Genomic DNA, 23166 nt, shown 5'->3' with positions numbered 1-23166 from the left:
GTCATTCCACCGCAGAACAGGGCCTGCCATGCCGACCATGACCGTCCTGGCTACCACCGCCGTCCCCGACCACGTACGCGGCGCCCTCACCCGCTGGATGATCGAACCCACTCCCGGCCTCTACGTCGGAACCCTCTCCGGCCGCGTCCGCAACGAACTCTGGGCCGTTGTCGCCGCATCCATCGGTCCCGGCGCTGCCGTTCTCCTCCACCCAGAAGCCAACGAACAAGGCTTCGCCATACTCACCGCCGGCGAGCGCCGCCGCACTCCCATCGACTTCGACGGCCTCGCCCTCATCGCCTTCCGGCCCCGAGACGAACAGGCCCCGCCCCTGGGAACGGCCGAGCGCAACCCATTGGCGGCCGACTGAGGAAGTGGCCGCAATCATGGACTTGAAACAACCCGCACGGCGCATCAGGTGCCGGTGCTGCCAGTAGACCGAACGCCGGACCACACCACCATCTCTGATCTCTTCAGCGTCCCGTGATCGCATCTGGGGCGAATCCGCCCCGGCATCAGCTTTCGCGGGTGGCGGTCAGCGTTCGGCTTCGGTTTTGTCGCCGCCCCAGAGGGTGTGGAAGGCGCCGTCGCGGTCGATGCGGTGGTAGGTGTGTGCGCCGAAGTAGTCGCGCTGGCCTTGGGTGAGGGCGGCGGGGAGGCGTTCGGCGCGCAGGGAGTCGTAGTAGGCGAGGGTGGCGGCGAAGGCGGGGGTGGGGACGCCCTGGGTGACGGCGGTGGCGATCACGGTGCGCCAGTCGTTCTGTGCGGCGGCGATCTCCTGGGCGAAGCTCTCGTCGGAGAGGAGGCTCGGCATCCGAGGCCGGGTTTCGTAGGCGCTGGTGATTCTGTCGAGGAACGCGGCCCGGATGATGCATCCGCCGCGCCAGATCGCGGCGACCTTGCCGAGGTCGATGTTCCATTCGTATTGCTCGCTGCCGGCCGCGATCTCGTGGAAACCCTGGGTGTAGGCGACGATCTTCGAGGCATACAGTGCCTGCTCGACCTGGGCGGCGAATGCCGCCGCCTCGTCCTCGCCGAGCTTGCGGGCGGTCGGTCCGGCGAGGTGGCGTGAGGCATCACGGAGAGCGGCGTGGCCGGAGACGGAGCGGGCGAAGACCGCCTCGGCGATACCGGAGACCGGTACACCGAGATCCAGCGCGATCTGGACGGTCCAGCGGCCGGTGCCCTTCTGCTCGGCCCGGTCCTGCACGATGTCGACGAAGGGCCTGCCGGTGGCCGCGTCGGTGTGGGCGAGGACCTCCGCCGTGATCTCGATCAGATACGAGTCGAGGCGCCCCGTGTTCCAGCTGCGGAACGTCTCGGCGATCCGCGTGGGGGAGTAGCCCGCGACGGCCCGCATCAGGTCGTACGCCTCGGCGATCAGCTGCATGTCCGCGTACTCGATGCCGTTGTGGACCATCTTCACGAAGTGCCCGGCACCGTCCGGGCCGATGTGGGTGGTGCACGGGGTGCCGTCCTCGGCCTTCGCGGCGATCTTCTCCAGCATCGGCCCCAGCGACTCGTACGACTCGGCGGAGCCGCCGGGCATGATGCTCGGCCCGTTCAGCGCTCCTTCCTCACCGCCGGAGATCCCCGCTCCGACGAAGTGGATCCCGCGCTCGCGCAGCTCCTTCTCGCGCCGTCGCGTGTCCTCGAAGTGAGCGTTGCCGCCGTCGATGACGATGTCGCCCTCGTCCAGCAGCGGGGCGAACTCCTGGATCACCGCGTCGGTGGGATCCCCGGCCTTCACCATGATCACCAAGCGGCGGGGGCGCTCCAGGGCGGCGACGAACTCCTCCGGCGTACGCGCGGCGACGAAGGTGCCCTCGTCGCCGAATTCCTTGACCAGGGCGTCCGTCTTCGCGGTGGTGCGATTGTGCACGGCAACGGTGAAGCCGTTGCGCGCGAAGTTCCGGGCGAGGTTGCGGCCCATCACCGCGAGCCCTGTGACGCCGATCTGCGCAGTGCCGCTCATCTGTGTGCTCCTGCAAATTTTGGGGATGCCGGGATGGATCCAGTATGGACAGGGGCCGGGAGGACAGCGCGTTCAACGGGTACCCGTGCCCGCCTCACGGTGCCGGTGAGGCGGCTGTGTCCTCTCCGGTGGGGAGCGGTTCTTCGCCGGGCAGACCGTCGTCCTCGTCGTCCGGGATCACATGCATGGCCCCTTCCTCGGCCGATGCCGCCGCCCCGTCGATCCCGACGTCCTGCGCGGTCAGTGTGGACGGCACACTGCCGTCCGCCTGCTGGGTGAGGCGCCCCGCGCGGTCGGTGCCCACCTCGGTGTCCCAGAGCTCGCCGTCCCCGTCCGTCAGGTCACCGGGGCCGTCGTCGGTGGAGTCGGAGATCTCGGGGCGCTCCCTGGTCAGACGGCTGTCGAGGGATTCTCCGGAGTGCTGCTCGGCCGCCGTCGTGCCCTGGTCGTCGACCGCCCACGGACGGTCGGGCGGCGAGTACCCCTCGTCCAGGACATCAGTGACTCCGGTGGTGTCCAGGGTGTCCTCGGCATCGAGCAGGTCGGCGGGGTCGGAGGCTTCCGGCTCCTGGGGCTGGTAGACGTCGTCCCCCCGGTCGGTGTCGCTCATGGTGTGTCCTTTCTGCCCGTCGTCACCACCTTCGGCGGTGCGGGCAGCTTGATGCCGAACAGCGCGAGGGCTCTACCGTCCCCTGTACGCAATTCCACTCCGGTCGGGCGGCCGCCGCAAAGGGAAGATTCAGCGCCCGTCCCGCCCGCGGCGGGCCGCCCGTCCCTTCCTCCGCAGCTCAGGGGCCCGCCACGACCGGCCGGGCACCCTCTACGGGACAGCCCTTGGGGTTGCCGCCCATGTGGTCAGGACACCAGTCGCCCGGGGCCGATCACCCCCCGTCGGACCCGCCGCCGCCCGCGCCCGGCGGCAGCGACCCCGAAGAGACACCGCTGGACCTTCGTCGGGGTGCGAGGGGTCGCGGACGAGGTGCCCGAGTCGGCGGTGCGAAAGATCCTCGGCACGGTCCGCCTGATGGACGACGCCTCCTGAACTCCTCCTGAACTCTGGCTGACCGGGAGTGGGTGAAGCGGCCGTCGTCGAAGAAGGCCCCGACCGTGGTGCGGTCCACCAGGACACCCCTGGTGGACCCGCGCCGGGCCTCCCCGTCGCACGTCCCGCGCGGGCTCGGCAGCGCCCGGCCGGACGTACACTCGGTCCATGGGTCGCACCGCTGATGTGAGGAAGTGCCTGCAAGAGGCCACCTCCGTGCTGCGCCCGGCCGCTGCCGCTCCGGCAGCCCCCGCGGCGGCGATCGCGCCCGCCGACGGTGCCCCCGGAACGGGCCGCACCGCTCTGCACGGCCACGGTTAGCGATCTTCAGCGGTTCCTGTCCGGGGCACCGCCCCTGACCCGCTGTCTCTCCACGTACCCGGCAGCGCCTCCGCCGGGCTTGAACCGTCGCGCCCGGCGATCGCCGCGCGCGAGATCCACGTCACCGGCTCCACAGCATCACCGCAGCATTCGGCGTACCGCCCGTGCTGCTGCCCGGCGACGGCCGCACGACCGGGCCCGAGCCGACTTCGAAGGGATCAACGTGAAGCTGAGCGAACTACTGGCCGGGCAGGAACACCACGTGCTCCAGGGCGCGCCGGAGAAGACGGACATCACCGCCGGAACCACGTTCGACGCGGACCGGGTCACTCCGGGCTCGCTGTTCGTCGCGGTGCCGGGCCACCTCGCCGGTGGCCCGGAATCCGTGGCACCGGCGGTCGCCCGCGGTGCGGTGGCCGTCCTGGTCGACGAGCAGGCACCGCCGCTCCCGGCGGCCGCGGAGGGCGTGTGCGCCGTGCGCGTACCGGACGCCCGGAAGGCGGCCGCGGTCATCGCCGCACGGTACTTCGGTGAACCGGGACGCGGGATGGACCTGGTGGCGATCACCGGCACCAACGGGAAGACGTCCGTGTCGTACATGGTCGAGTCGGTGCTCCGGATCGCGGAGGGCGCGCGGGTGGGCGTCATCGGCACGGCCGGGAGCCGGATCGGGGACGAACTGATCCCGATGCCGCCGTCGGTGCTGACCACGCCCGAATCGCCGGACCTGCAGTATCTGCTCGGACGCATGCGGGACCGGGGGACCGGCACGGTCGTCCTGGAGGCCACCTCGATGGGTCTGCTGAACCACCGGGTGGACCGTACGTTCATCGACGTCGGCGTCTTCACGAACCTGACGCAGGACCACCTCGACGACCACGGGACGATGGAGAACTACCGGGACGCCAAACTCCGCCTCTTCCAGGGCCTCTGCCGGCGCGCGGTGATCAACGCCGACGACGCCGTGGGCGCCGGGATCAAGGCGATGATGCCGGGTGCGGTGACCACGTACGCCCTGGACGCCGAGGCGGACTACCGGGCCACCGACCTCCTCGTCGACGCCGCGGGCACCCGCTTCACCCTGCACCACGACGGGCGCAAGTACCCGGCGGCGATCCCCTCGCCGGGACGGTTCTCGGTGTCCAACGCGCTGGCGACCGTGGCGGCCTGCCACCTCCTGGGGCACGACCTGGCCGGGCTGGTCGAGGCGCTCGAAAGGATGCCGCAGATTCCGGGCCGGTTCGAACGCCTCCACACCCCGCAGGGCACCTCGGTGATCGTGGACTACGCCCACTCGCCGGATTCCCTCAACAAGGTCCTGACCACGATCCGGGGTTTCGCCCGTGGCCGGGTCATCACGGTCTTCGGCTGCGGCGGGGACCGCGACACCACGAAGCGTGCCGACATGGGGACCATCGCCGGTACCCACTCCGACCTGTGCGTCCTCACCTCGGACAACCCGCGGTACGAGGACCCGCAGGCCATCCTGGACCAGATCACCCCGGGCCTGACGGCGACCGGCACCCCGTTCGAACGCTTCGCCGACCGGCGCCGGGCCATCGCCTTCGCCCTGGCGGAGGCGGGCCCGGACGACATCGTGCTCATCGCGGGCAAGGGCAGCGAGCCGTACCAGATCGTCGGCGACGAACTGGTGCCCTTCAGCGACATGGCGACGGTGCGTGAGCTGATGGGGGCGTAGATCCCCTACGTGGCCGCAGCCTTTTCTGTAGCTGTAGCTGTAGCTGTAGCTGTAGCCGTCCGCGTCGGAGCTCTGGCGGTCGCCGTCACCGTCGTACGGAACCGGGCGCGGTACGACGTCGGCGAGACGCCCAGCGTGTGCTGGAACGTCCGCCGCATGGTCTCCGCCGACCCGAACCCCGCCTGCTCGGCCACCGTCTGGACCGGATCGGTGCCCGAGGCGAGCAGATTCCGGGCCGCCTCCAGCCGTACGGACTCGACGTACTGGCCGGGCGTCATGCCCGTGTCCGTACGGAAGAGCCGGCTCAGGTGCCGGGCGGAGACCCCGGCCCGCCGGGCCAGCACGCTCATGCTGTGCGGCGCGCCCGGGTCGGCGCCGATGGCGTCCATGGCCCACCGGACCACGGGGTGCCGCGCCTCCGTGGGTCGCAGCCGCGCGCTGAACTGGGACTGGCCGCCAGGACGGGCCATGAACACGACCAGTTCGCGTGCGACCTCGCGGGCCAGGGCGGCCCCGTGGTCCTCCTCGACCAGGGCGAGCGCCAGATCCATGCCCGCGGTGACCCCCGCGGAGGTGATGACGTTGCCGTCGCGTACGAACAGCGGGTCCGTTTCGACCGTCACCCCCGGGTAGGCCCCCGCCAGCTCCCCGGCCAGCCGCCAGTGCGTGGCCGCGCGGCGGCCGTCCAGCACCCCGGCCTCGGCCAGCAGGAACGCGCCCGCGCAGACCGAGGCGACCCGCCCGGACCGAACGGCCAACTCCCTGACCCGGACGACCAGTTCGCGGTCCGCCACCGCCCGACGCCATTCCCGCCGGCCCGGCACCAGCAGGGTCCCGGGCCGCCCCGGCAGCCCGTCCAGGGTCCCGTCCACCCCGATCCGTACCCCGGCGGACGTCACGGCGTCCGCACCGGTGACGGAGACGATCCTGACCTCGTACCCGGCTCCGAACGCACGGGCCGTCGTGAACACCTCCGCGGGCCCGGTGACGTCCAGGAGCTGCACCCCGTCGAACGCCACCACGGCCACCAGATGCGCCGGGCCGGTGACGGCGGCGGTCACTCGGGCCAGGGGGAGTCGAGGATCGTGCGCACGAAGTCACCGCGTTCGAAGCCGGGAACGAAGTGCTCCAGCACATCGGCCTTGACATTGCCGAACGTCGTCTCCGGCTTGGGCCTGATCCCGTCCGTGAACGCGGCGAGAATGTCCCGCTTGAAGTGCGGACGCGGGTGGAGGGCGACGATCTCCGCCCGGTCGGCCTCGGAGATGTCCCCGTAGCCGATGCCCAGCACGTCGTACTCCACACCGGCGGTCACCAGGGCCACCTCGGGTTCCATGTGCGACGGAATCCCCGGTGTCGTATGCAGGGCGATGGCCGTCCACACCCGCCGGATGCTGTCCTCGGGCACGTGATGCGCCTGGAGGAAACGGCGCGCCTCGTCCGCGCTGTCCACCTCGAAGCGCCTGCCGCTGGAGCGGAACCGCTCGCCGAGCCCGAGGTCGTGGAACATCGCACCGATGTAGAGCAGCTCGGGATCGAAACCGAGGTCGCGGTTACGGCCCTGAAGGGCGCCGAACCAGAAGACGCGGCGCGAGTGGTGATAGATGAGTTCGCTCGTGGTGTCACGTACCAGCTCGGTCGCTTCGCGCGCGAGCTTGGTGTCGGGTACGTGGACACCGGCTGCGAGGGGTGCGTCGATCGGCATGGTGCTCACCGGCCTTCCGTGTCGTGGGCCGTGTCGGCGGCCGTTCGGTCCGTCAATGGAGGCGACCCGGCCGGGGACCTCTCCGGGCGGTCCGTCGCGGCGTCGCGACCGGACCACTCCAGCATCGGCGCACGGCGGATGCGGCGCCATGGCCACTGGGCCATACATCCCACAGATTCGGACACCCGCGGGCGGGCCCTTTGATTCACATCAGGGGCGGGTCAATCGTGGTGATCTTGGTGTTGGCCCACCCGGCCGGCCCGCTGACATGCTGAACCCGTGCCCGGACATTCGACCCCCGGTCACGGACTGGAGGGTGACGGTGCACGTGTACGCGACGAAGTCCGGACGGGTACGGGGGCGGACGGCCGTGCCTGACCACGCGGTCGTCGCCGTGCTCGGCATCCCGTACGCCGCCCCGCCGTTCGGCGTCGACCGGTTCCGGGAACCCCGCCCGGCGCGGCCCTGGGCCGGGGTCCGGGACTGCGTGGCGTTCGGCCCCGTGGCCCCCCAGTCCGCCGAACTTCCGGGCTCGCCGACCTGGTCACCCGGGGACGAGGACGTGCTCAACCTCAACATCTGGACCCCCGGCACCGAAGGTGACGGGCTGCCGGTCCTGGTCTGGATCCACGGCGGTGCCTACGTCTTCGGCTCCTCCGCGCAGCCGGACTTCGACGGCACGGCGCTCGCCGGTACGGGCCTCGTCGTCGTGACCCTCAACTACCGTCTGGGGTTCGAGGGTTTCGGACATGTTCCGGCCGGCGAGGGCGAGACGCCCTGCCCCGACAACCGCGGGCTCCTCGACCAGATCGCGGCCCTGGAGTGGGTACGCGAGAACATCGCCGCTTTCGGCGGCGCACCCGGCGATGTCACGGTGGCGGGTCAGTCCTCGGGAGCCACCTCGGTCGCCTGCCTGACGGCGATGGACCGGGCACACGGGCTGTTCCGCCGCGCCATCCTCCACAGTGCCGTCAACGCCTGCGCGTCCGTGGCGGAAGCCGCGCGCACCACCGCCGAAGTCGCCGCCGCGGCGGGTGTGCCGGCCACCCGCGCGGGACTGCTCTCCGCGTCGCCGCAGGCCCTCGTCGCCGCCGGTGACCAGGTCGTCGACCGGTACCGGCGAGACCCCGCCTCCGGGCAGCGCCACTACGATCCGGCGATCTACGGGCCGGTCGCCGACGGGCACACCCTTCCCGCCGACCCGATCACCGCCTCGGCGGCCGGACTCACCCGTGAGGTGGACCTGCTGGTCTGCCACACCACGGAGGAGTACTGGCTCCTGGATGCCGTGGGCAGCAGCGCGAAGATCACCTCCGAGGAGCAACTGACCGCCTTCGCGCAGGACTTCGGGCTGTCCACCGCGCTCGTCGACGGCTATCGGCTCCGCATGCCGGAAGCATCCGTACTCGACCTCTATCTGGCCGTCCACGCGGACCTGCTCTTCGCCGAGTACAGCAACAGGCTCGCCGACTCCCACGCGGACGCGGGCGGCACCGTGTTCCTGTCGCGCTTCGCCCGGCAACGCGGAGGCCGGGGGCAACGGGTGCGCGCCTGGCACTGCGCGGACATCCCGTTCGCCTTCGGCAACCTGGAGGAGGAGAGCGTCCACTTCCTGATCGGAGGCCCGCCGGGGGAGGACGACCACGAACTGTCGCGCCGCATGATGAGCGCCTGGGCCGGTTTCGCCACGCACGGCGAGCCCGGCTGGCCGCGGGCCGACACCCCCTCCCGGCCGGTGCGGCTCTGGCGCACGGATGGGGAGGACGAGGGCGCCGCGGCGAGCGGGGACTTCCGCGACCTGTGGCGCACGTCCGGCTTCCCGTTGCTGGCTCCCTGACGGGGGCGGGGGTGACACCGGTCGGGCAAAGTCCGGGGTCCGGCCTGCTCAACCTTCGCGCCGCGTGCGCCCCGCGTCCGGCACCCCTCTCATCCCGGCACCCCTTCCATTGGCATGGACCTGCCTATCGTTCTGGGCTACAGTCCGTTGCGGTACATCTGAGAGCGCTCCCAATCGACTGTTCCGGATGCGCTCCCGGACGCCTCCTGTTCCACCCCACGATGCTGGACAACAGGAAGGGTCATTCCCTTGAGACACGCAACAGTTGTGCGGACCGGACTGTCCGCGCTCCTCCTCCTCGGCGCCTGGGCGGCCGTCGGTCTGCCCTCGGCCTCCGCGGCGGATTCTCCCTCCACCGGCACCGCTCCCGCCTCCGCCGGCCTGCTCTCGGCGATGCGGCAGGACCTCGGACTGACGGAAAGTCAGGCACGGGCGAGGCTGGCCGACGAGAAGACGGCGACGGCGCTGGAGCCGAAGGCGCGGCGTGCGGCCGGATCCTCGTACGGCGGCTCCTGGTTCGACGCGGACAGCGGCAAGCTGACCGTCGCCGTCACCGACGGCGGGAAGATCCGTGCCGTACGGGCGACCGGCGCCGAGACGCGGCTGGTCGAGCACACGGCGCAGCGCCTCGACGCCACCAAGCAGCGCATCGACGCCCTGTCCGCACCGCGCGGCGTGAGCAGCTGGCACGTCGATCCCGAGGCGAGCAGCGTCGTCGTGAACGTCGTCGCGTCCGCACGTGCTGACAACGATGTCCGAACCTTTGTCGCGCAGGCCCGCAAGGCCGGTCCCGTCACGGTGAAGCAGACGGCCGCAGCCCCGCGGACCTTCGCCGCGGGAACGGTCGGCGGCGACCCGTACTACACGGGCAACGTCCGGTGCTCCATAGGCTTCTCGGTGCACGGCGGCTTCGTCACGGCCGGACACTGCGGTCAGGCGGGCGCGGGCGTCAGCGGCTGGGACGGCTCGGCGATCGGCAACTTCCAGGGGTCGTCCTTCCCGGGCGACGACTACGCCTGGGTGAGCGTGGGCAACGGCTGGTGGACCGTTCCCGTGGTCCTCGGCTGGGGCACCATCTCCGACCAGCTGGTCCGCGGCTCGGCCGAGGCTCCCGTCGGCGCCTCGATCTGCCGCTCGGGCTCCACCTCGCACTGGCACTGCGGCAATGTGCTGGCCAAGAACGAGACCGTCAACTACAGCCAGGGCGCCGTCTATCAGATGACCAAGACCAGCGTCTGCGCCGAACCGGGCGACTCCGGCGGCTCCTTCATCAGCGGGGACCAGGCGCAGGGCGTCACCTCGGGCGGCTGGGGCAACTGCAGCGGCGGCGGTGAGACCTGGCACCAGCCGATCAACGAGATCCTCAATCGCTACGGGCTGACGCTGCACACCGCCTGATCCACCGGGCCCCGCGTCGCCGTCGGGCGACGCGGGTTCCCGTCCGTCCGGGGAGCCGAGCGCGGTGGAGCGGCCTCCGGGGCGGGGCTGCGCTCCGTCCCGCTCCGTGCTGCCCCGTCCCCGTCCGTCCGCTCCACCTGCTCCGTGCCGCCCGGAGATCCCGGAGAAGCGGCGCTCTTCCTCTGTATGTTAGGAGAATGCCTAGAGTTCCCAGGTGAGCAGAGGGAGCCCCCGTGGAGGTGGCGGATGGTTCGCGCAGGTCTCACGACCGAACGTGTGGTGGCGGCCGCTGCCGATCTGGCCGACTCCATCGGCTTCGACAACGTCACCGTCTCCGCGCTGGCACGTGGCTTCGGCGTCAAGGACGCCAGTCTGTACTCCCACGTGAAGAACCTGCGGGACCTGCGTACCAGAGTGGCGTTGCTGGCCGCGGGCGAGTTCGCCGACCGGCTGAGCGAGGCGGTGGCGGGACGCGCGGGGAAGGACGCCCTGGTCGGATTCGCCGATGCCTACCGGAAGTTCGCGACGGAGCGGCCCGGTCGCTACCGGGCCACCCGGATGAGGATCGATCCGGCCGATGCCGCAGAGTCCGGCGCCCTTCACCGGACCGTCGGGACCTTCTACGCGATGATGCGCGCCTACCGGCTGACCGAGCCCGATCCGACCGACGCGGTACGGCTGCTGCGCAGCACGCTGCACGGTTTCAGCGACCTGGAGGCGGACGGTGCCTTCCGGGCGGCCCGCGGCGTGGACGCGTCCTGGGAGCGGTCCGTCGAAGCGCTGCATGTCGTCCTGGAGAGCTGGCCGTCCACGACGCACGCGGACGGTGGCGACGAGGACGACGGGACCGCCCGAGAGCGGACGCGGGTACGGGGATGAGTGTCATCGCGCCGTGCCGCGCGGGCCACTGACCGCGCACCGACCGTGGCGCACAGGCCGGGCGAGCCTCGGTCGCGACGGGTCCGGTCATGAGCCGTTCGGGCCGTCCGGGGTGCTGTCGCCGGGGTGATCGGGGTGGGCGAATCGGAACGGCACTCCCAGCCGCCCGGCCAGGGCGCGGCCGACGGAGTCCGCCTCCCGCGCCTCGGGCCACGGCGGGACCGTACCGTTGAAGAGCCGCAGGCCGCTGCCGTGCCGGATGGTCGCCAGCCGGTGTTCCGCGGCCGGATCCTCCGTGCGGACGAGCAGGTCAACGAACCAGCCGTCCGTATCGCCGTCCCACTCCGCCTCGAAGGCCACCGGACGGCCCGGCGGCACCGCCACCGTGTCGGCGAGCACCGCAGGGTCGAGCGGAGGCGTCGGGTGGCGCTCGAACCGCAGGCCCAGTTCCCGATAGCGCTCGGCCACCACTTCGAGGGCCTCGCGCAGGCCCGGAACCGACCCGGCCGGGGACTCCTCGCGCATGCGTGACACCGCCCACAGCCGGCGGTCCTGCTCGAGCAGAGCGTCCACGGCGGAGCGCGCGGTGGCAGGCAGCGCGGCCCAGATCGGTGAGTCCATGACGGTGTTCAAGCCGTACCGTCGCGACGCGGCCGACGCGGGGCGCCGTCATGGGCGGGGTGTGAGGGCCGTGACGTGCCGGTCCGCCCCGACCGCCGTACGGCCTTCCCGCACAGGGCTGTTGACCGGTGCCCGCTCTCCCGGCGGGGGCGGAAACCGGCCATGGACGCGCCGGAGGCGGCCGAGACAATTCGGTCCCTTGTCACCGTCCTTCAGGTGGGCCTAAGTTGGCCGCTTGCGACGTGTCCTACCTGTCAGTGGGGGAGCCAAGTCATGGCCGCAAACGGACGGCACCGCCGGTATCAGCCCAGTCGGATCAACCGAGCCTCGCTCACGGTGACGGCGGGGAGTGCGGGCCTTGCGCTCCCGCTCATCACCGCCGCCTCCGCCGGGGCCGCTTCCGCCGATGTCTGGGAGAAGGTCGCCGCCTGCGAGTCGAGCGGCAACTGGCACATCAACACCGCCAACGGCCACTACGGCGGCCTCCAGTTCACCGGTTCCACCTGGGCGGCGTACGGCGGCACCGCCTTCGCGCGGCGCGCCGATCTGGCGACCAAGGACCAGCAGATCGCCGTCGCCGAGAAGGTGCTGGACGGGCAGGGGCCCGGCGCCTGGCCCACGTGTTCGGTGAGCGCGGGCCTCACGCGCGGCGGCGACGCCCCCGATATCTCTCCGCAGGCCGGGGGCGGCAGGCCGGTCCAGGCCCCGAAGAAGGCCGCCCCGCCGAGACAGTCGCAGACCGGCAAGGTGTCCACCTCACCGACGACGGTGCCCGGCAAGCACGAGTCGTACACCGTGGCGAGCGGTGACTCGCTCTCCGGGATCGCGGCCACCGAACGACTCCAGGGCGGCTGGCAGCGGCTCTACGCGGCGAACCGCACGGTCGTCGGCGGCGATCCGGACCTCATCTTCCCCGGCCAGCGGCTGAGCCTCGACGTGGCCCGTGCGCCGAAGGCCGGGGCGAAGCCGACAGCCGACGGCGGCTCCCTTACGGAGCGGGCGAAGCCCGTCCCGAAGCCGAAGAAGCAGGCGGAGAAGGCCGAGCAGGCGAAGCCCGAGCAGTCGGCCGCGCCGGAGGAGAAGCCGAAGCAGGCGGCCGCGGCGGGGACCAAGGCGCCCGTCAGGCAGGCCGCCGAGCCCGCACCGAAGAGCAGGCCCGAGCAGAAGAGCAAGGCCGAACCGAAGAGGAAGCCGGAGCCGAAGAAGGAGCACCGGGCCCCGGAGCGCGCGGAGAAGCACTCCGGCCTCAGCGCCCCCGTGTCCGCCCGTACCGGAACCCAGTACCGGCAGGCCGGCTCATGGTCCAGCGGCTACCACACGGGCGTCGACTTCCCGGTCCCCACCGGCACGTCGGTGAAGTCCGTCGCCTCGGGGAAGGTCGTCTCGGCCGGCTGGGCGGGAGCGTACGGCTACCAGGTCGTCATCCGGCACAGCGACGGCAAGTACAGCCAGTACGCGCATCTCTCCGCGCTCCATGTGCGCGAGGGGCAGAAGGTCTCCAGCGGGCAGCGCATCGCCCGCTCGGGCTCCACGGGCAACAGCACGGGCCCGCACCTGCACTTCGAGATCCGTCTGGGCCCCGGCTACGGGTCGGACGTCGACCCGCTGGCCTACCTCAGGGCGGGCGGCGTCAACGTCTGAGACGGTCCGCGTCCGCGCGGTGCGTTCCTGTTCCGGTGCGCGTCCGCGCGGTGCGTTCCTGTTCCGGTGCGCTATGTCTCCGTGCCGACAGCGGCGGCTAACTCCTCGTGGCGTGCGCGGCCCGCGGCGGGCAGGGCGTCGCCGAACACCACGCGCCGCGCGCCACGTCCCAGCGGCACGGTCACGGACAGCGGCAGGGAGTGCGGCGCCGGAAACGGCCCTGTCGAAGGGGCCCCCTCCCCGGAGGCAGCGGAGTCGGCGGAGGCAGCGGTCTTCGCCCTACCGGTTCCGGCGTAATCGGTGGAGGCGGGCCGGGGCGGCTCGGGCAGGCGGAGGACCGACCGGCTTCCCGGCGCGGCACCTCTCACCGTCACCGGCGGCACGGACGCCGTACCGGAGGCGGCGCCCTCATTGCTCCCCGGGCCCTCAGCGGCCCTCTCGCCGCCCCCGGCGTCCGCGGTGCTCCTCATGCCCTCGCCGGCCTTCCCGGCCTCCGCGAGGTCCGTCTGCGCCCCTGTCCACTCCGCCGTCCCCGTCCCCGTCACCGCCCTCGCGCGCTCGGCGCCGAGCCGTTCCGTCGTCAGCAGGATCAGGCCACCTGCGGCCAGCGCACCGCAGGAGAGCGCCAGCAGGGTGCCCGTCCATCCGTAGCGGAAGTGCTCGCCGAACAGCGTGATGCCGACCGTGGCGGCGACCACCGGGTTCACCACGGTCACCGTCGCCAGCGGAGCGGTCAGCCCGGCCCCGCGGTACGCGGCCTGGGACAGCAGCAGGCCCGCTGCCGCGAGCCCCGCGATCACCAGCAGCGGCGGCAGACCCGAGCGCAATGAGCCGGACGTCCACTCCATGGCCACGGTTTTGGTGAACACCGACGCCATACCGAACGCGACCCCGGCGCCGGTGGCCAGGACCACGCTGCGCAGCATCGGCCGGTGCAGCCCCTGGGCGAGGAGGAAGAGCGCCACCACCGCGCCGAACGTCACGGTCGCCAGCATCAGCTGCTCCGGCCCGCCCAGCGTGTGCGACGCCGCGTTCCCGGTCAGCGCCAGCAGACCGGCCAGTCCGACCGTCGCCATGATCGCGCCGCGCCAGGCGGTGGCGCCCGCCCTGCGGCGTACGAAAAGTGCCGCCATCGGCAGGGCGAACACGATCGTGAGGGCGCCGAGCGGCTGGACGAGGCTCAGCGGTCCGTAGGCCAGGGCCACCACATGCAGGAGCGCGCCGACCCCGTTGAGGGCCACCGCCGCCCACCAGGCGGCGTTGCGCAGGGGTGCGTACGAGCGGCCGTCACCGGCCGCGGCCACGCGCTCCTGGACGATCGCCCCGGCCGCATAGGCGACCGCGGAGATCAGTGACAGCAGCACAGACAGCGCGAGGGAACTCATGTACACCACGATGTCCCGTCAAGGCCGCCGCGTCGTCGTCCTTGAGGCGGCGATTTGGCGTACTGCTCTAGTAGTACGGACGTAAGCCCTACGTCCTCCTCCTGACGGTAGTCCTCCTGCCCCCGGGGCTCAGAAGTTGTACCTCTGCGGATACGGTGAGCCACTGATCCGGCACATCGAGTGGCCGGAACCGGACGGACGGGCCGTGGTGGTCCCAGGGGAGCCGAGCATGGATCTGACCCGAGCGGCGTCGGTGGGCGGATTCTTCGCGCTCAGCACCGTCCCGGTGTCCGAGGGCGCGCACCGCCCGCTGGCGCGGCTGTACGCGGGGGAGACGGCACCGCTCACGGCCCGTATCGACACGGTCGCCGCCCGGCTCCGGGCGCCCGAGCGCCGGGTCGCCGCCTCCATCGCCCACCTCGGTCTCGCGGCCCGGCTCTGGTCCGTCGCGCTGGGGCCGGCCGCGCTGTCCGGACGCTTCCCGGACATCGCGCCCGGCGCCCTGCGGTGGGACCCGGGACGTACCTCGCCCGACGACCTCTGGCTGCCGGACCCCGCCGCGCTGCCGGGCACCGCCGAGCGGCTCCGTGAAGCCGTCCAGTACGGGCACCTCGTACCGCTCGCCGAGGCGATGCGCCGCGACGGGAACATCTCCTCGCGGCTGCTGTGGGGCAACGCGGGCTCGGCGCTCGCCGGTGCCGTGCGCGAACTCGTCGCCTGGTCGCGCGTCAACTCCCGCCCGGACGTCGCCGCGCGGGCCCGCGCGCTGGCGGCCGAGCTCTTCGACCACCCGGACCTGCGGGCCACCGGGGCTCCGCACGGTCCGGCGTTCCGGCGGCGCAGCTGCTGCCTGTACTACCGCTGCCCGGACGGCGGTCTGTGCGGCGACTGCGTCTTCGACGCGCCGCCCGCCGCGCGTTGAAACCGGCCGCGTTGAAACCTGCCCGCGTTGAACCGGCGGCGCTGAAACCGGCGGGCCGCGGCGTTCAGCTGCTCAGCTCGAACTCCGCCCGGATGCGCTTGCCGACCGGCACCCGCTCGGCGGTCAGCCGGTCGCACACGGCGAAGACGATCTCCATGCCGTGGCCGCCCGGCCGGGTCGGGTCGGGCGCGTAGATCACCGGCAGCGCCGTGCTGCTGTCGTACACCGTGACGCTGATGCGCTCGGCGGTGCCCTCCAGCTCCAGCAGATACGGGCCGTGGCTGTACCGGTCGGCGTTGGTGACCAGTTCACTGACCGCAAGCATCAGATCGTTGCGGGTGTGCTCCCCCAGCACCGCCAGCCACTCGGCGGTGAGCCGCGCCAGGAAACGGTCGGCCAGGGCACGGGCCTGCGCAATGCAGCCCGGCTCGCCGCCGAACACCTCGGCGCTGTGCAGAACCTCGGTGGGCCGTGACTCTTCGGAGCGGCCGGCCGGTCGCGAGGTGACCTGTTCGTTCATGCTCTCCAGCCAGGACGCTGCGGATGGTCGAATACGTTTTCTCGCCGGTCGTCTACCCGCGTCCGGACATCTCACTCCGGCCGGATTCCGGCAGCCTCGGACCGTGACGGCGAAATCCTACGGGGTCCGTCCCGGTCCGCTCCATCACCTGGCCGCCGACGTGCTTCCGGCGGATGATCCGCCCTCGGCGCCGTCGCCGAGCCAGCCCAGGTGCAGCACCGCCACATCGTCGGCGAGACCGCCGTACGGGGACGCGGCGTGAGCCGCACGGGCGACGAGGGTGTCCACGAATGCGCGGGCGGGCAGCGTCCCGGACTCCTGGGCCATCGCCAGCAGACCGTCCTCGCCGAGCCGCGTATCCGGCCCCGTGTGCCCCTCGAAGAGCCCGTCGGTGAACATCACGATGTGGCTGTCCACGGGCAGCGGCACCACCGTGGTGGTCCAGCGGCAGGTGCCGGGCAGCAGGCCCAGCGCCATCCCGTGCGCGGGTTCGATCCAGCGAACGTCCGGACCGTCGCGCAGCAGCAGCCCGGGGTGCCCGGCCCGCAGCGCCCGTACCTGACGGCGGTCCGGGGAGAAGACGAGCGAGTTCACGGTGGCGAAGACACGTGGATCGGCCCGCTCGGCGACCAGCATCTGTTCCAGCAGCCCCATCTGTTCCCGCTGGTCCGTGCCGCAGAGGACCGCCGTGCGCCAGGCGACCCGCAGACACACACCGAGCGCGGCCTCGGCCGCCCCGTGCCCCGAGACATCCCCGATCACCGCGTGCACGGTCCCGTCGGCGGTCTGCACCACGTCGTAGAAGTCACCGCTCAACAGGCCGTGGGCCCGCCCCGGTTCGTACCGCGCCACCGCCTGGAAACTGCCGTCCAGCAGGAGGGGCACGGGCAGCAGACCGCGCTCCAGGCGGGCGTTCTCCTGCGCTGTCAGCCGGTTGACGCGCAACGCGGCCGCCGCTCGTTCCACCTGCTTGCGCTGGAGGGCGTAGCGGACCGCGCGGCCCAGCGATTCCGGATCGAGCCGGGCCTTGACCAGATAGTCCTGTGCACCGGCCGCCACCGCGGAGAGACCGGCGTCGGCCTCGGCCCTGCCGGTCAGCACGACGATCGCGGCGTCCGGCGAGGAGTCGAGGAGCTGGGTGACGGCATCGAGGCCGTGCACATCCGGAAGGTGGAGATCGAGCAGCACACAGCTGGGTGTCCGGCAGGTGCTCAGGAACCGCCTCGCCTCAGCCAGGGTCCTGCACCAGGTGAGGCCGGAATCCAGCTCGCTGTCCGCCAGCATCTCCGCGATCAGGACCGCGTCCCCGGAGCCGTCCTCGATCAGCAGGATCGCGGCGTCGACGTCCCAGACGGAACCGCCGCCCGCCCGCCACACCCCGGACTGCTCGGGAAGCCCCACCGAGCCGGAGTGAGCCACCACGGCGTCTGCCGGGAGCTCGGCCACCCTCCACCCCCTCGCGCGGCGGCGCGGGTCGCGCCGCGCCGTACCGCAGGGCAGCATATGCGACCCGATGCGCTCGGGCGACGGGCGGGCGGGGAGGACGAGCGGAACAGTGACGGACAAAGGCGGCGGGTCGGGACGGGGCAGCGCATGAAGAAGGGGACGGGGCGGGGCGGACGGAGAGCGGTGGCGGGAAGCGGCGTACGGACCGGCGGTGGTGAGGCGGAGTCACGCCTCCACGGACATGCCCTTGCGCAGACGCTGCACGATCCGCGACAGCAGCCGGGACACATGCATCTGGGAGACCCCCAGTTCCGCGCCGATCTGCGACTGCGTCATCTCGTCCCCGAACCGCATCTGGACGATTCTGCGCTCACGCGCGTCCAGCTGCTCCAGGAGCGGCGCCAGGGTTTGCAGATTCTCGACGGTCTCCATGGCGGGGTCACGCTCGCCCAGCAGATCCGCGTAGGCCCGCTGCTCCTGACCGGAGTCGCTGTCGGCCGACGGTGTGTCGAGGGAACCGGCCGAGTAGCCGTTGGCCGCCACCAGACCCTCGATGATCTCTTCCTCGGGAAGGTCCAGACGCGCGGCGAGCTCCTTGACCGTGGGCTCGCGGTCCAGCTCCGCCGACAGCTGCTCCTTGGCCTTCGCGAGGTCCACCCGCAGTTCCTGGAGCCGCCGCGGGACATGCACGGACCAGGTCGTGTCGCGGAAGAAGCGCTTGATCTCGCCGACGATGTACGGCACGGCGAAGGTGGCGAACTCGACCTCGCGCGAGAGGTCGAAGCGGTCGATCGCCTTGATCAGCCCGATGGTGCCGACCTGGATGATGTCCTCGGTGTCGTCACCGCCGCGATTGCGGAACCGGGAGGCGGCGAAACGGACCAGCGACAGGTTCATCTCGATGAGGGTGTTGCGCGCGTACTGGTACTCGTGCGTGCCCTCCTCAAGGACCTGGAGCCGGTCGAAGAAGACCTTCGACAACGCGCGGGCGTCCTGAGGCGCGACCTTTCCGGTCTCCTCGATCCAGGGCAGTGTGCCCGGGTCGGCTCCGGTGGTTCGCACGGACATGGCCGCCATGGTGTCGCCCTCCCTGCCGTCGGATGTGTCGATCCGCGCCTGCCCGGCAATCCGGGGGCCATGCCACCTGAACGCGTTTTTTCTCGATCCGGCCCGGACACACCGGCCGAATCAAGCCGGAAAGCCACGAATGGAGCAGCGTCCGGCGCATGGCAGACTTGACCGGGGTGTATCGGCCTGCGGTGACATGTGGCCCGCAGGGACAAATGGCAGAGGAACGGCAATGACGGTGACAGAGGACAGTCCGGAGCTCGCTCCCGGAATCGATGAGTTCGGTGCCGGAATCGACCCGGAGCGCCTGGCCGTCTGCCTGAGCGTGCTCGACGAACTCGACACCATCGACGTCGACCACCCGGACGCCATCGCCGTACGCCGGGCCACCGCCGGTATCTACCGCACGGTGAAGCAGCGCCGCCGCCAGGAGCGCCGGGCCGCGAAGACCGCGCACGACAAGGCCGTCACCGAGGCCACCGCGACCGGCTCCGCCGAGCGCATCGACGACGAGACACAGGGCGTCCTGCCGTCGTCCTCGGCCGCCGCCGAGATCGCCGGAGTGCTCCAGCGGCCCCGGTCCTGCTACATCTGCAAGACCCGGTACGTCGAGGTGGACGCGTTCTACCACCAGCTCTGCCAGCGGTGCGCCAAGGAGAACCGGGCCCGGCGCGACGCCAGGACCGACCTCACGGGGCGCCGTGCGCTGCTCACCGGCGGCCGGGCGAAGATCGGCATGTACATCGCGCTGAGACTGCTGCGCGACGGCGCGCACACCACCATCACCACCCGATTCCCCAACGACGCGATCCGCCGCTTCAAGGCGATGCCGGACAGCGACGAGTGGATCCACCGGCTGAAGATCGTCGGCATCGACCTCCGGGACCCCGCCCAGGTCGTGGCCCTGGCGGACTCGGTCGCGGCCGAGGGGCCCCTGGACATTCTGATCAACAACGCCGCGCAGACCGTGCGCCGGTCCCCGCAGGCGTACAGCGAGCTGGTCAACGCCGAGTCGGCGCCGCTGCCCGCGGGTGAACTGCCCGCCGCCCAGGTCATCGGCACCTTCGGCAGCGGCACCGTGGACCGGGTCGCGGCGCTGCCCGCCGCCCGGAAGGAGGGGCTGAGCGCGCAGGACGTCACCGAGCTGGCCCTGGTCACGGGCTCGGCGTCGCTGGAGCGCATCGCCGCGGGCACCGCGATCGACGCGGGCGGCCTTGTGCCGGACCTGCACGACACCAACAGCTGGATCCAGACGGTCGAGGAGGTCGAGCCGATCGAGCTCCTGGAAGTCCAGCTCTGCAACTCGACCGCGCCGTTCATCCTGATCAGCCGGCTCCGCCCGGCGATGGCGGCGACGGCCGCGAAGCGCGCGTACGTGGTGAACGTCTCCGCGATGGAGGGGGTCTTCAGCCGCGGCTACAAGGGCGCGGGGCACCCGCACACCAACATGGCCAAGGCCGCGTTGAACATGCTGACCCGCACCAGCGCCCAGGAGATGTTCGAGAAGGACGGCATTCTGATGACCGCCGTCGACACCGGATGGATCACGGACGAGCGTCCGCACCCCGACAAGATGCGCCTCGCCGACGAGGGCTTCCACGCTCCTCTCGACCTGGTCGACGGCGCTGCCCGGGTCTACGACCCGATCGTGCGCGGTGAAGAGGGCGACGAGCTGTACGGCTGCTTCCTCAAGGACTACGCGCCCGCAGGCTGGTGATCCCGCCCGTCGCCCACGCTGCCCCCGCCCACGCTGCCCCCGCCAACGGGCGGGATCACCGGGTGACCGGCGGTTCAGGCGCAGGGCCGGCAGCTCACCGATGGCGGAAAGTGACCCAGGCCACACGTTCCGTCGAGCGCGACGGCGCTCATTTGGTTACTCTGAAGTGAACGGACGGCACCGAGGGATCCACGAACCTTCCTCGACCGTCCTGGGACAGGTCTGCAACCAGGCCGCCGTCCCGCCCAACGCCGGCGCCACCGCGACCGAACTGTTCCTGCCCCTGCCCCCGAGGGCAGTCGGCCCACGGCCGAGTGGTCGCGCCGCGACTGTCCGGGGTTACGCGACACAGAGGAGTGCGCGGTGACACCAGAACTGACGAAGCACGAGAAGCGGCCTGCCGAACGACACGGAGAGCGGGCCGCACGGCCCGAGAAGCTCCGGAACATCGAAGTCTGGGCCAGGTCGGCACCGATCCGGCTGGCCGGTTACGAGGACGACCTCGCGGAGCCGCACATCCTGCCCAGCGTCGACTGACACGCGTAGCCCGCACGGCATTGAGCGGAGCCCCGTTTCCCGCACTGCGGGGAGCGGGGCTCCGTGTTTCCCGCACTGCGGTCGTGTCACCAGGCCGCGCGGGCCAGGGCGGCCCCGGCGAAGGACAGCCCCACGCCCGCGCCGACGCTGACGAACAGATAGGCCCCGGCCGTGGCGACGCGGCGTGTGGAGGCCAGGGTCAGCAGCTCGTACGAGAAGGTCGACCAGGTCGACAGCGCACCGCAGAAGCCGGTGGCGACCAGCAGATGGACCCGGGACCCCAGATCTCCGTCGGACGCCGCCTCGGCGAAGAATCCGAGGAGCAGGGCGGCGGGCGCGTTCGCCGCGAGGGTGCCGTAGGGGAAGGCCGAGTGCGTATGCGCCTTGACCGCGACGCCGGTCAGATAGCGGATTGGGGCGCCCGCCATGCCCCCGGCCATGACGAGCAGCCAGTCGAGCATCACGTCGTCCCGCCGGCGGCGTTCCGGCGGCCCAGCGCCGCGTGTGTGGCGAACGCGCCCACGGTCACGCCCGCGAGGGCCGCGACCACGGTGAGGACCAGGCAGCCGATCGCGTAGCCCGGCGAACCTTCCTCGAACAACTGCCGCACGTCGTCCGTGTAGTGGGAGAACGTGGTGAAGCCGCCGAGCATGCCGGTGCCCAGCAGGGGGCTCAGGAGCGCGGCGGCGCCGGTGAACCGTTCCTTGAGGGCCACCATCAGGACGCCCATGAGCAGGCAGCCCGCGGCGTTGATCAGCAGGACGGTCCACGGGAAGGACGATTCCCCGTTCGGCCACAGGCGTTCCGCCCAGTAACGCGCCCCGGCGCCGATGGCCCCGCCGACGGCGACGGCGGCGACCACCGGGACCTGTCTCCCGGGAGCGTGATCGGGGTGACGGTGTTCGAGTAAAAGGGACTTGAGGGACATCTGGGGACCGTATGAGGCCCTGTCCGCGGCCTGTGTGCGGCGGTGCGTCAGGCCTGGCGCTCTCCACTCCAACGGCGGATCGGTCCGCCTCCCCGGTGGAGCACAAGTATGCATATGGGATATATCTGGCATCGGTTGTCCCGCCTGCCACCGGGTGGTGGCATCGCCGCCGGTCCCCTGCCGAGTTACGGAGCTGCTCGTGCCGTCCGCCGAAGCGCAACAGCGTCACGAGCCTCAGGCGCCACAGCCCCTGTCGTACTTACTGGCCTCGGTGCGCGGAGTCGGCCAGGTGGACCTCCAGCCCGGAGCGTGGACCGGTGCGGTCATCCTGCTCGCACTGTGGGCGGCGGGCTGGGAGATGGGCCTCTTCGCCACCCTCGGCACCCTGTTCGCCACCGCGACCGCCTATGCCCTCGGCGTGGACCGCTCGGGAATCGCCCAGGGCCTCCAGGGCTACTGCGGCGCTCTCACCGGCATCGCCCTCGTCACCTCGCTGGGCCACCACCCGGCCACCTATGTGCTCACCGTCGTCGGCGCCATCATGTGCGTGCTCCTCATGGCGGCCCTCACCACGTTCCTCGCGCCTTACGGACTCACCGCGCTCACCGCGCCGTTCTGCCTGGTCTCCGGCGTCATGGTGCTCGGGGCACCTTCCTTCGGCCGGGTCTGGCACGGCGCCCCGGCGCCGGTGTCCAGCACGACCGCGGGGCATGCCGGACTGTCCTGGGACGACCTGTGGCACGCGTTCTTCAGCAACGTCGCGCAGGTCTTCCTGATCGACAAGTGGTACGTCGGACTCACCATGCTCGTGGGCCTGGCACTCGCCGGGGTGCGCGTGGTCCTGTTCGCCGCGGCGGGCAGCGTCGTCGGCATCTTCACCGCCTGGGCGCTGGGCGCTCCCGCCGATCTGATCGCCAACGGAATCTACGGCTACAACGCGGTCCTCGTGGCCGTCGCGGTCGGCGCCGTCTTCCTGGCCGGCACCGTCTGGAACGGGGCGTACGCGCTGTTCGGGGCCGCGGCCACCACCGGGCTGACGGCCTCTTTGACCTCCCTGTTCAAACCCTTCGGCGGCCACACCTTCACCTGGCCGTTCATCCTCACGACCTGGGTCCTCATGGCCGCCGTGCCACTCCTGCCGCGCTTCCGCCGGAGCGGCTGAAGCCCGACCGCCCGCCCGCGTGTTCCGTACATCCCCGAGGAAGGTACCGACGATGAACCTCGCTCCCCGCGAGATCGACAAGCTGTTGGTGTACGTCGTGGCCGACCTGGCCCGCAAACGCCAGGGCCGCGGTCTCAAGCTCAACTACAGCGAGTCGGTGGCGCTGATCACCGAGGCGATCCTCGAAGCCGCCCGCGACGGAAGGAGCGTGGCCGACTGCATGGAACTCGGCCGTCATGTCGTCGGCGAGGACGACACGATGCCCGGCGTACGCGACATGCTCGGCCTGCTCCAGGTCGAGGCGTCCTTCGTCGACGGTACGAAGCTCGTTTCCTGCCACGACCCCATCGGCGGCTGATCCCG

At 71.5% G+C, this 23166-nt stretch carries 23 protein-coding genes; 12 read left to right on the top strand and 11 right to left on the bottom strand.

The features are described 5' to 3' along the window. Positions 1-28 precede the first annotated feature (28 nt). A complete protein-coding gene (gene cas2e / locus OG413_RS31770) occupies positions 29-370 on the top strand; it encodes a type I-E CRISPR-associated endoribonuclease Cas2e (protein WP_073721097.1) in 342 nt (113 codons plus the stop codon). Positions 371-535: 165 nt separating this feature from the next. On the opposite strand, the gene gndA is transcribed toward cas2e, so the two are convergent. Then, positions 536-1975, bottom strand: a complete 1440-nt coding sequence (gene gndA, locus OG413_RS31765; RefSeq protein ID WP_266811638.1) for an NADP-dependent phosphogluconate dehydrogenase — start codon at positions 1973-1975, stop codon at positions 536-538. A gap of 94 nt (positions 1976-2069) precedes the next feature. Further along, entirely contained in the window at positions 2070-2585 is a 516-nt protein-coding gene (locus OG413_RS31760) for a DUF5709 domain-containing protein (RefSeq protein ID WP_266811636.1), read from the bottom strand. 600 nt (positions 2586-3185) lie between these two features. On the opposite strand from OG413_RS31760, the gene OG413_RS31755 reads away from it, so the two are divergent. Then, entirely contained in the window at positions 3186-3338 is a 153-nt protein-coding gene (locus OG413_RS31755) for a hypothetical protein (protein WP_158074409.1), read from the top strand. Positions 3339-3561: 223 nt separating this feature from the next. Then, a complete protein-coding gene (locus OG413_RS31750) occupies positions 3562-5037 on the top strand; it encodes a UDP-N-acetylmuramoyl-L-alanyl-D-glutamate--2,6-diaminopimelate ligase (RefSeq protein WP_266811633.1) in 1476 nt (491 codons plus the stop codon). A 5-nt stretch (positions 5038-5042) separates the two neighbouring features. Here OG413_RS31750 and OG413_RS31745 read toward each other — a convergent pair whose 3' ends face one another. Both OG413_RS31745 and OG413_RS31740 read right to left on the bottom strand, forming a co-directional pair. Next, positions 5043-6098 (bottom strand): GlxA family transcriptional regulator, encoded by a 1056-nt coding sequence (locus OG413_RS31745; protein WP_266811632.1) that lies wholly within the window; start codon positions 6096-6098, stop codon positions 5043-5045. Continuing rightward, a complete protein-coding gene (locus OG413_RS31740; protein WP_266813201.1) occupies positions 6095-6742 on the bottom strand; it encodes an HD domain-containing protein in 648 nt (215 codons plus the stop codon). The genes OG413_RS31745 and OG413_RS31740 overlap by 4 nt, the downstream gene beginning before the upstream one ends. 322 nt (positions 6743-7064) lie before the next feature. Between OG413_RS31740 and OG413_RS31735 the strand changes: the two genes are divergently transcribed. The 3 genes from OG413_RS31735 to OG413_RS31725 all read left to right on the top strand — a co-directional run bounded on the left by OG413_RS31735 (position 7065) and on the right by OG413_RS31725 (position 10856). After that, positions 7065-8579, top strand: a complete 1515-nt coding sequence (locus OG413_RS31735; protein ID WP_266813200.1) for a carboxylesterase/lipase family protein — start codon at positions 7065-7067, stop codon at positions 8577-8579. A 249-nt stretch (positions 8580-8828) separates the two neighbouring features. Then, positions 8829-9977 carry a S1 family peptidase gene (locus OG413_RS31730; protein WP_266811630.1) on the top strand — a complete coding sequence of 383 codons (1149 nt, stop codon included), beginning with the start codon at positions 8829-8831 and terminating at the stop codon, positions 9975-9977. A 246-nt stretch (positions 9978-10223) separates the two neighbouring features. Continuing rightward, entirely contained in the window at positions 10224-10856 is a 633-nt protein-coding gene (locus OG413_RS31725) for a TetR-like C-terminal domain-containing protein (RefSeq protein ID WP_266811628.1), read from the top strand. 87 nt (positions 10857-10943) lie between these two features. Here OG413_RS31725 and OG413_RS31720 read toward each other — a convergent pair whose 3' ends face one another. Then, positions 10944-11477 carry a hypothetical protein gene (locus OG413_RS31720; RefSeq protein WP_266811626.1) on the bottom strand — a complete coding sequence of 178 codons (534 nt, stop codon included), beginning with the start codon at positions 11475-11477 and terminating at the stop codon, positions 10944-10946. A 273-nt stretch (positions 11478-11750) separates the two neighbouring features. Here OG413_RS31720 and OG413_RS31715 point away from each other — a divergent pair, with 273 nt between their 5' ends. Beyond that, complete coding sequence (locus tag OG413_RS31715; protein ID WP_266811625.1) at positions 11751-13118, top strand: peptidoglycan DD-metalloendopeptidase family protein; 1368 nt, start codon at positions 11751-11753, stop codon at positions 13116-13118. 71 nt (positions 13119-13189) lie between these two features. Here OG413_RS31715 and OG413_RS31710 read toward each other — a convergent pair whose 3' ends face one another. Next, the gene (locus tag OG413_RS31710; RefSeq protein ID WP_266811623.1) at positions 13190-14503 is read right to left on the bottom strand and encodes a DMT family transporter; all 1314 of its coding nucleotides are present in this window, start codon (positions 14501-14503) and stop codon (positions 13190-13192) included. Positions 14504-14732: 229 nt separating this feature from the next. Between OG413_RS31710 and OG413_RS31705 the strand changes: the two genes are divergently transcribed. Then, positions 14733-15425 (top strand): (2Fe-2S)-binding protein, encoded by a 693-nt coding sequence (locus OG413_RS31705; protein WP_266811621.1) that lies wholly within the window; start codon positions 14733-14735, stop codon positions 15423-15425. Between the two features lie 64 nt (positions 15426-15489). On the opposite strand, the gene OG413_RS31700 is transcribed toward OG413_RS31705, so the two are convergent. The 3 genes from OG413_RS31700 to OG413_RS31690 form a co-directional block, all read right to left on the bottom strand. Next, positions 15490-15945 (bottom strand): ATP-binding protein, encoded by a 456-nt coding sequence (locus tag OG413_RS31700; RefSeq protein ID WP_266811619.1) that lies wholly within the window; start codon positions 15943-15945, stop codon positions 15490-15492. Positions 15946-16089: 144 nt separating this feature from the next. Then, positions 16090-17346: a PP2C family protein-serine/threonine phosphatase gene (locus tag OG413_RS31695; RefSeq protein ID WP_266813198.1), complete on the bottom strand. Its 1257-nt coding sequence runs from the start codon at positions 17344-17346 to the stop codon at positions 16090-16092. Positions 17347-17616: 270 nt separating this feature from the next. Next, positions 17617-18468, bottom strand: coding sequence for an RNA polymerase sigma factor SigF (locus OG413_RS31690; RefSeq protein ID WP_266811618.1), 852 nt, complete (start codon positions 18466-18468; stop codon positions 17617-17619). Between the two features lie 223 nt (positions 18469-18691). Here OG413_RS31690 and OG413_RS31685 point away from each other — a divergent pair, with 223 nt between their 5' ends. Both OG413_RS31685 and OG413_RS31680 read left to right on the top strand, forming a co-directional pair. Then, the gene (locus OG413_RS31685) at positions 18692-20176 is read left to right on the top strand and encodes an SDR family NAD(P)-dependent oxidoreductase (protein ID WP_266811616.1); all 1485 of its coding nucleotides are present in this window, start codon (positions 18692-18694) and stop codon (positions 20174-20176) included. Between the two features lie 363 nt (positions 20177-20539). Continuing rightward, positions 20540-20713 (top strand): hypothetical protein, encoded by a 174-nt coding sequence (locus OG413_RS31680; RefSeq protein WP_266811615.1) that lies wholly within the window; start codon positions 20540-20542, stop codon positions 20711-20713. 86 nt (positions 20714-20799) lie between these two features. On the opposite strand, the gene OG413_RS31675 is transcribed toward OG413_RS31680, so the two are convergent. Together OG413_RS31675 and OG413_RS31670 are read right to left on the bottom strand one after the other, a co-directional pair. Beyond that, on the bottom strand, positions 20800-21174 hold the full coding sequence (locus OG413_RS31675; RefSeq protein ID WP_266811613.1) for a CrcB family protein: 375 nt from the start codon (positions 21172-21174) through the stop codon (positions 20800-20802). Beyond that, on the bottom strand, positions 21174-21641 hold the full coding sequence (locus tag OG413_RS31670; protein ID WP_266811611.1) for a CrcB family protein: 468 nt from the start codon (positions 21639-21641) through the stop codon (positions 21174-21176). The genes OG413_RS31675 and OG413_RS31670 overlap by 1 nt, the downstream gene beginning before the upstream one ends. A gap of 199 nt (positions 21642-21840) precedes the next feature. Here OG413_RS31670 and OG413_RS31665 point away from each other — a divergent pair, with 199 nt between their 5' ends. After that, positions 21841-22803, top strand: coding sequence for an urea transporter (locus OG413_RS31665; protein WP_266811609.1), 963 nt, complete (start codon positions 21841-21843; stop codon positions 22801-22803). Between the two features lie 52 nt (positions 22804-22855). Beyond that, entirely contained in the window at positions 22856-23161 is a 306-nt protein-coding gene (locus OG413_RS31660) for an urease subunit gamma (protein ID WP_266811608.1), read from the top strand. Positions 23162-23166 lie beyond the last annotated feature (5 nt).

It is taken from the genome of Streptomyces sp. NBC_01433, assembly GCF_026340105.1.
GTDB lineage: Bacteria > Actinomycetota > Actinomycetes > Streptomycetales > Streptomycetaceae > Streptomyces.
The sequence above is the reverse complement of the archived record's forward strand: the minus strand, read 5'-3'. Positions and strand labels throughout refer to the sequence as shown.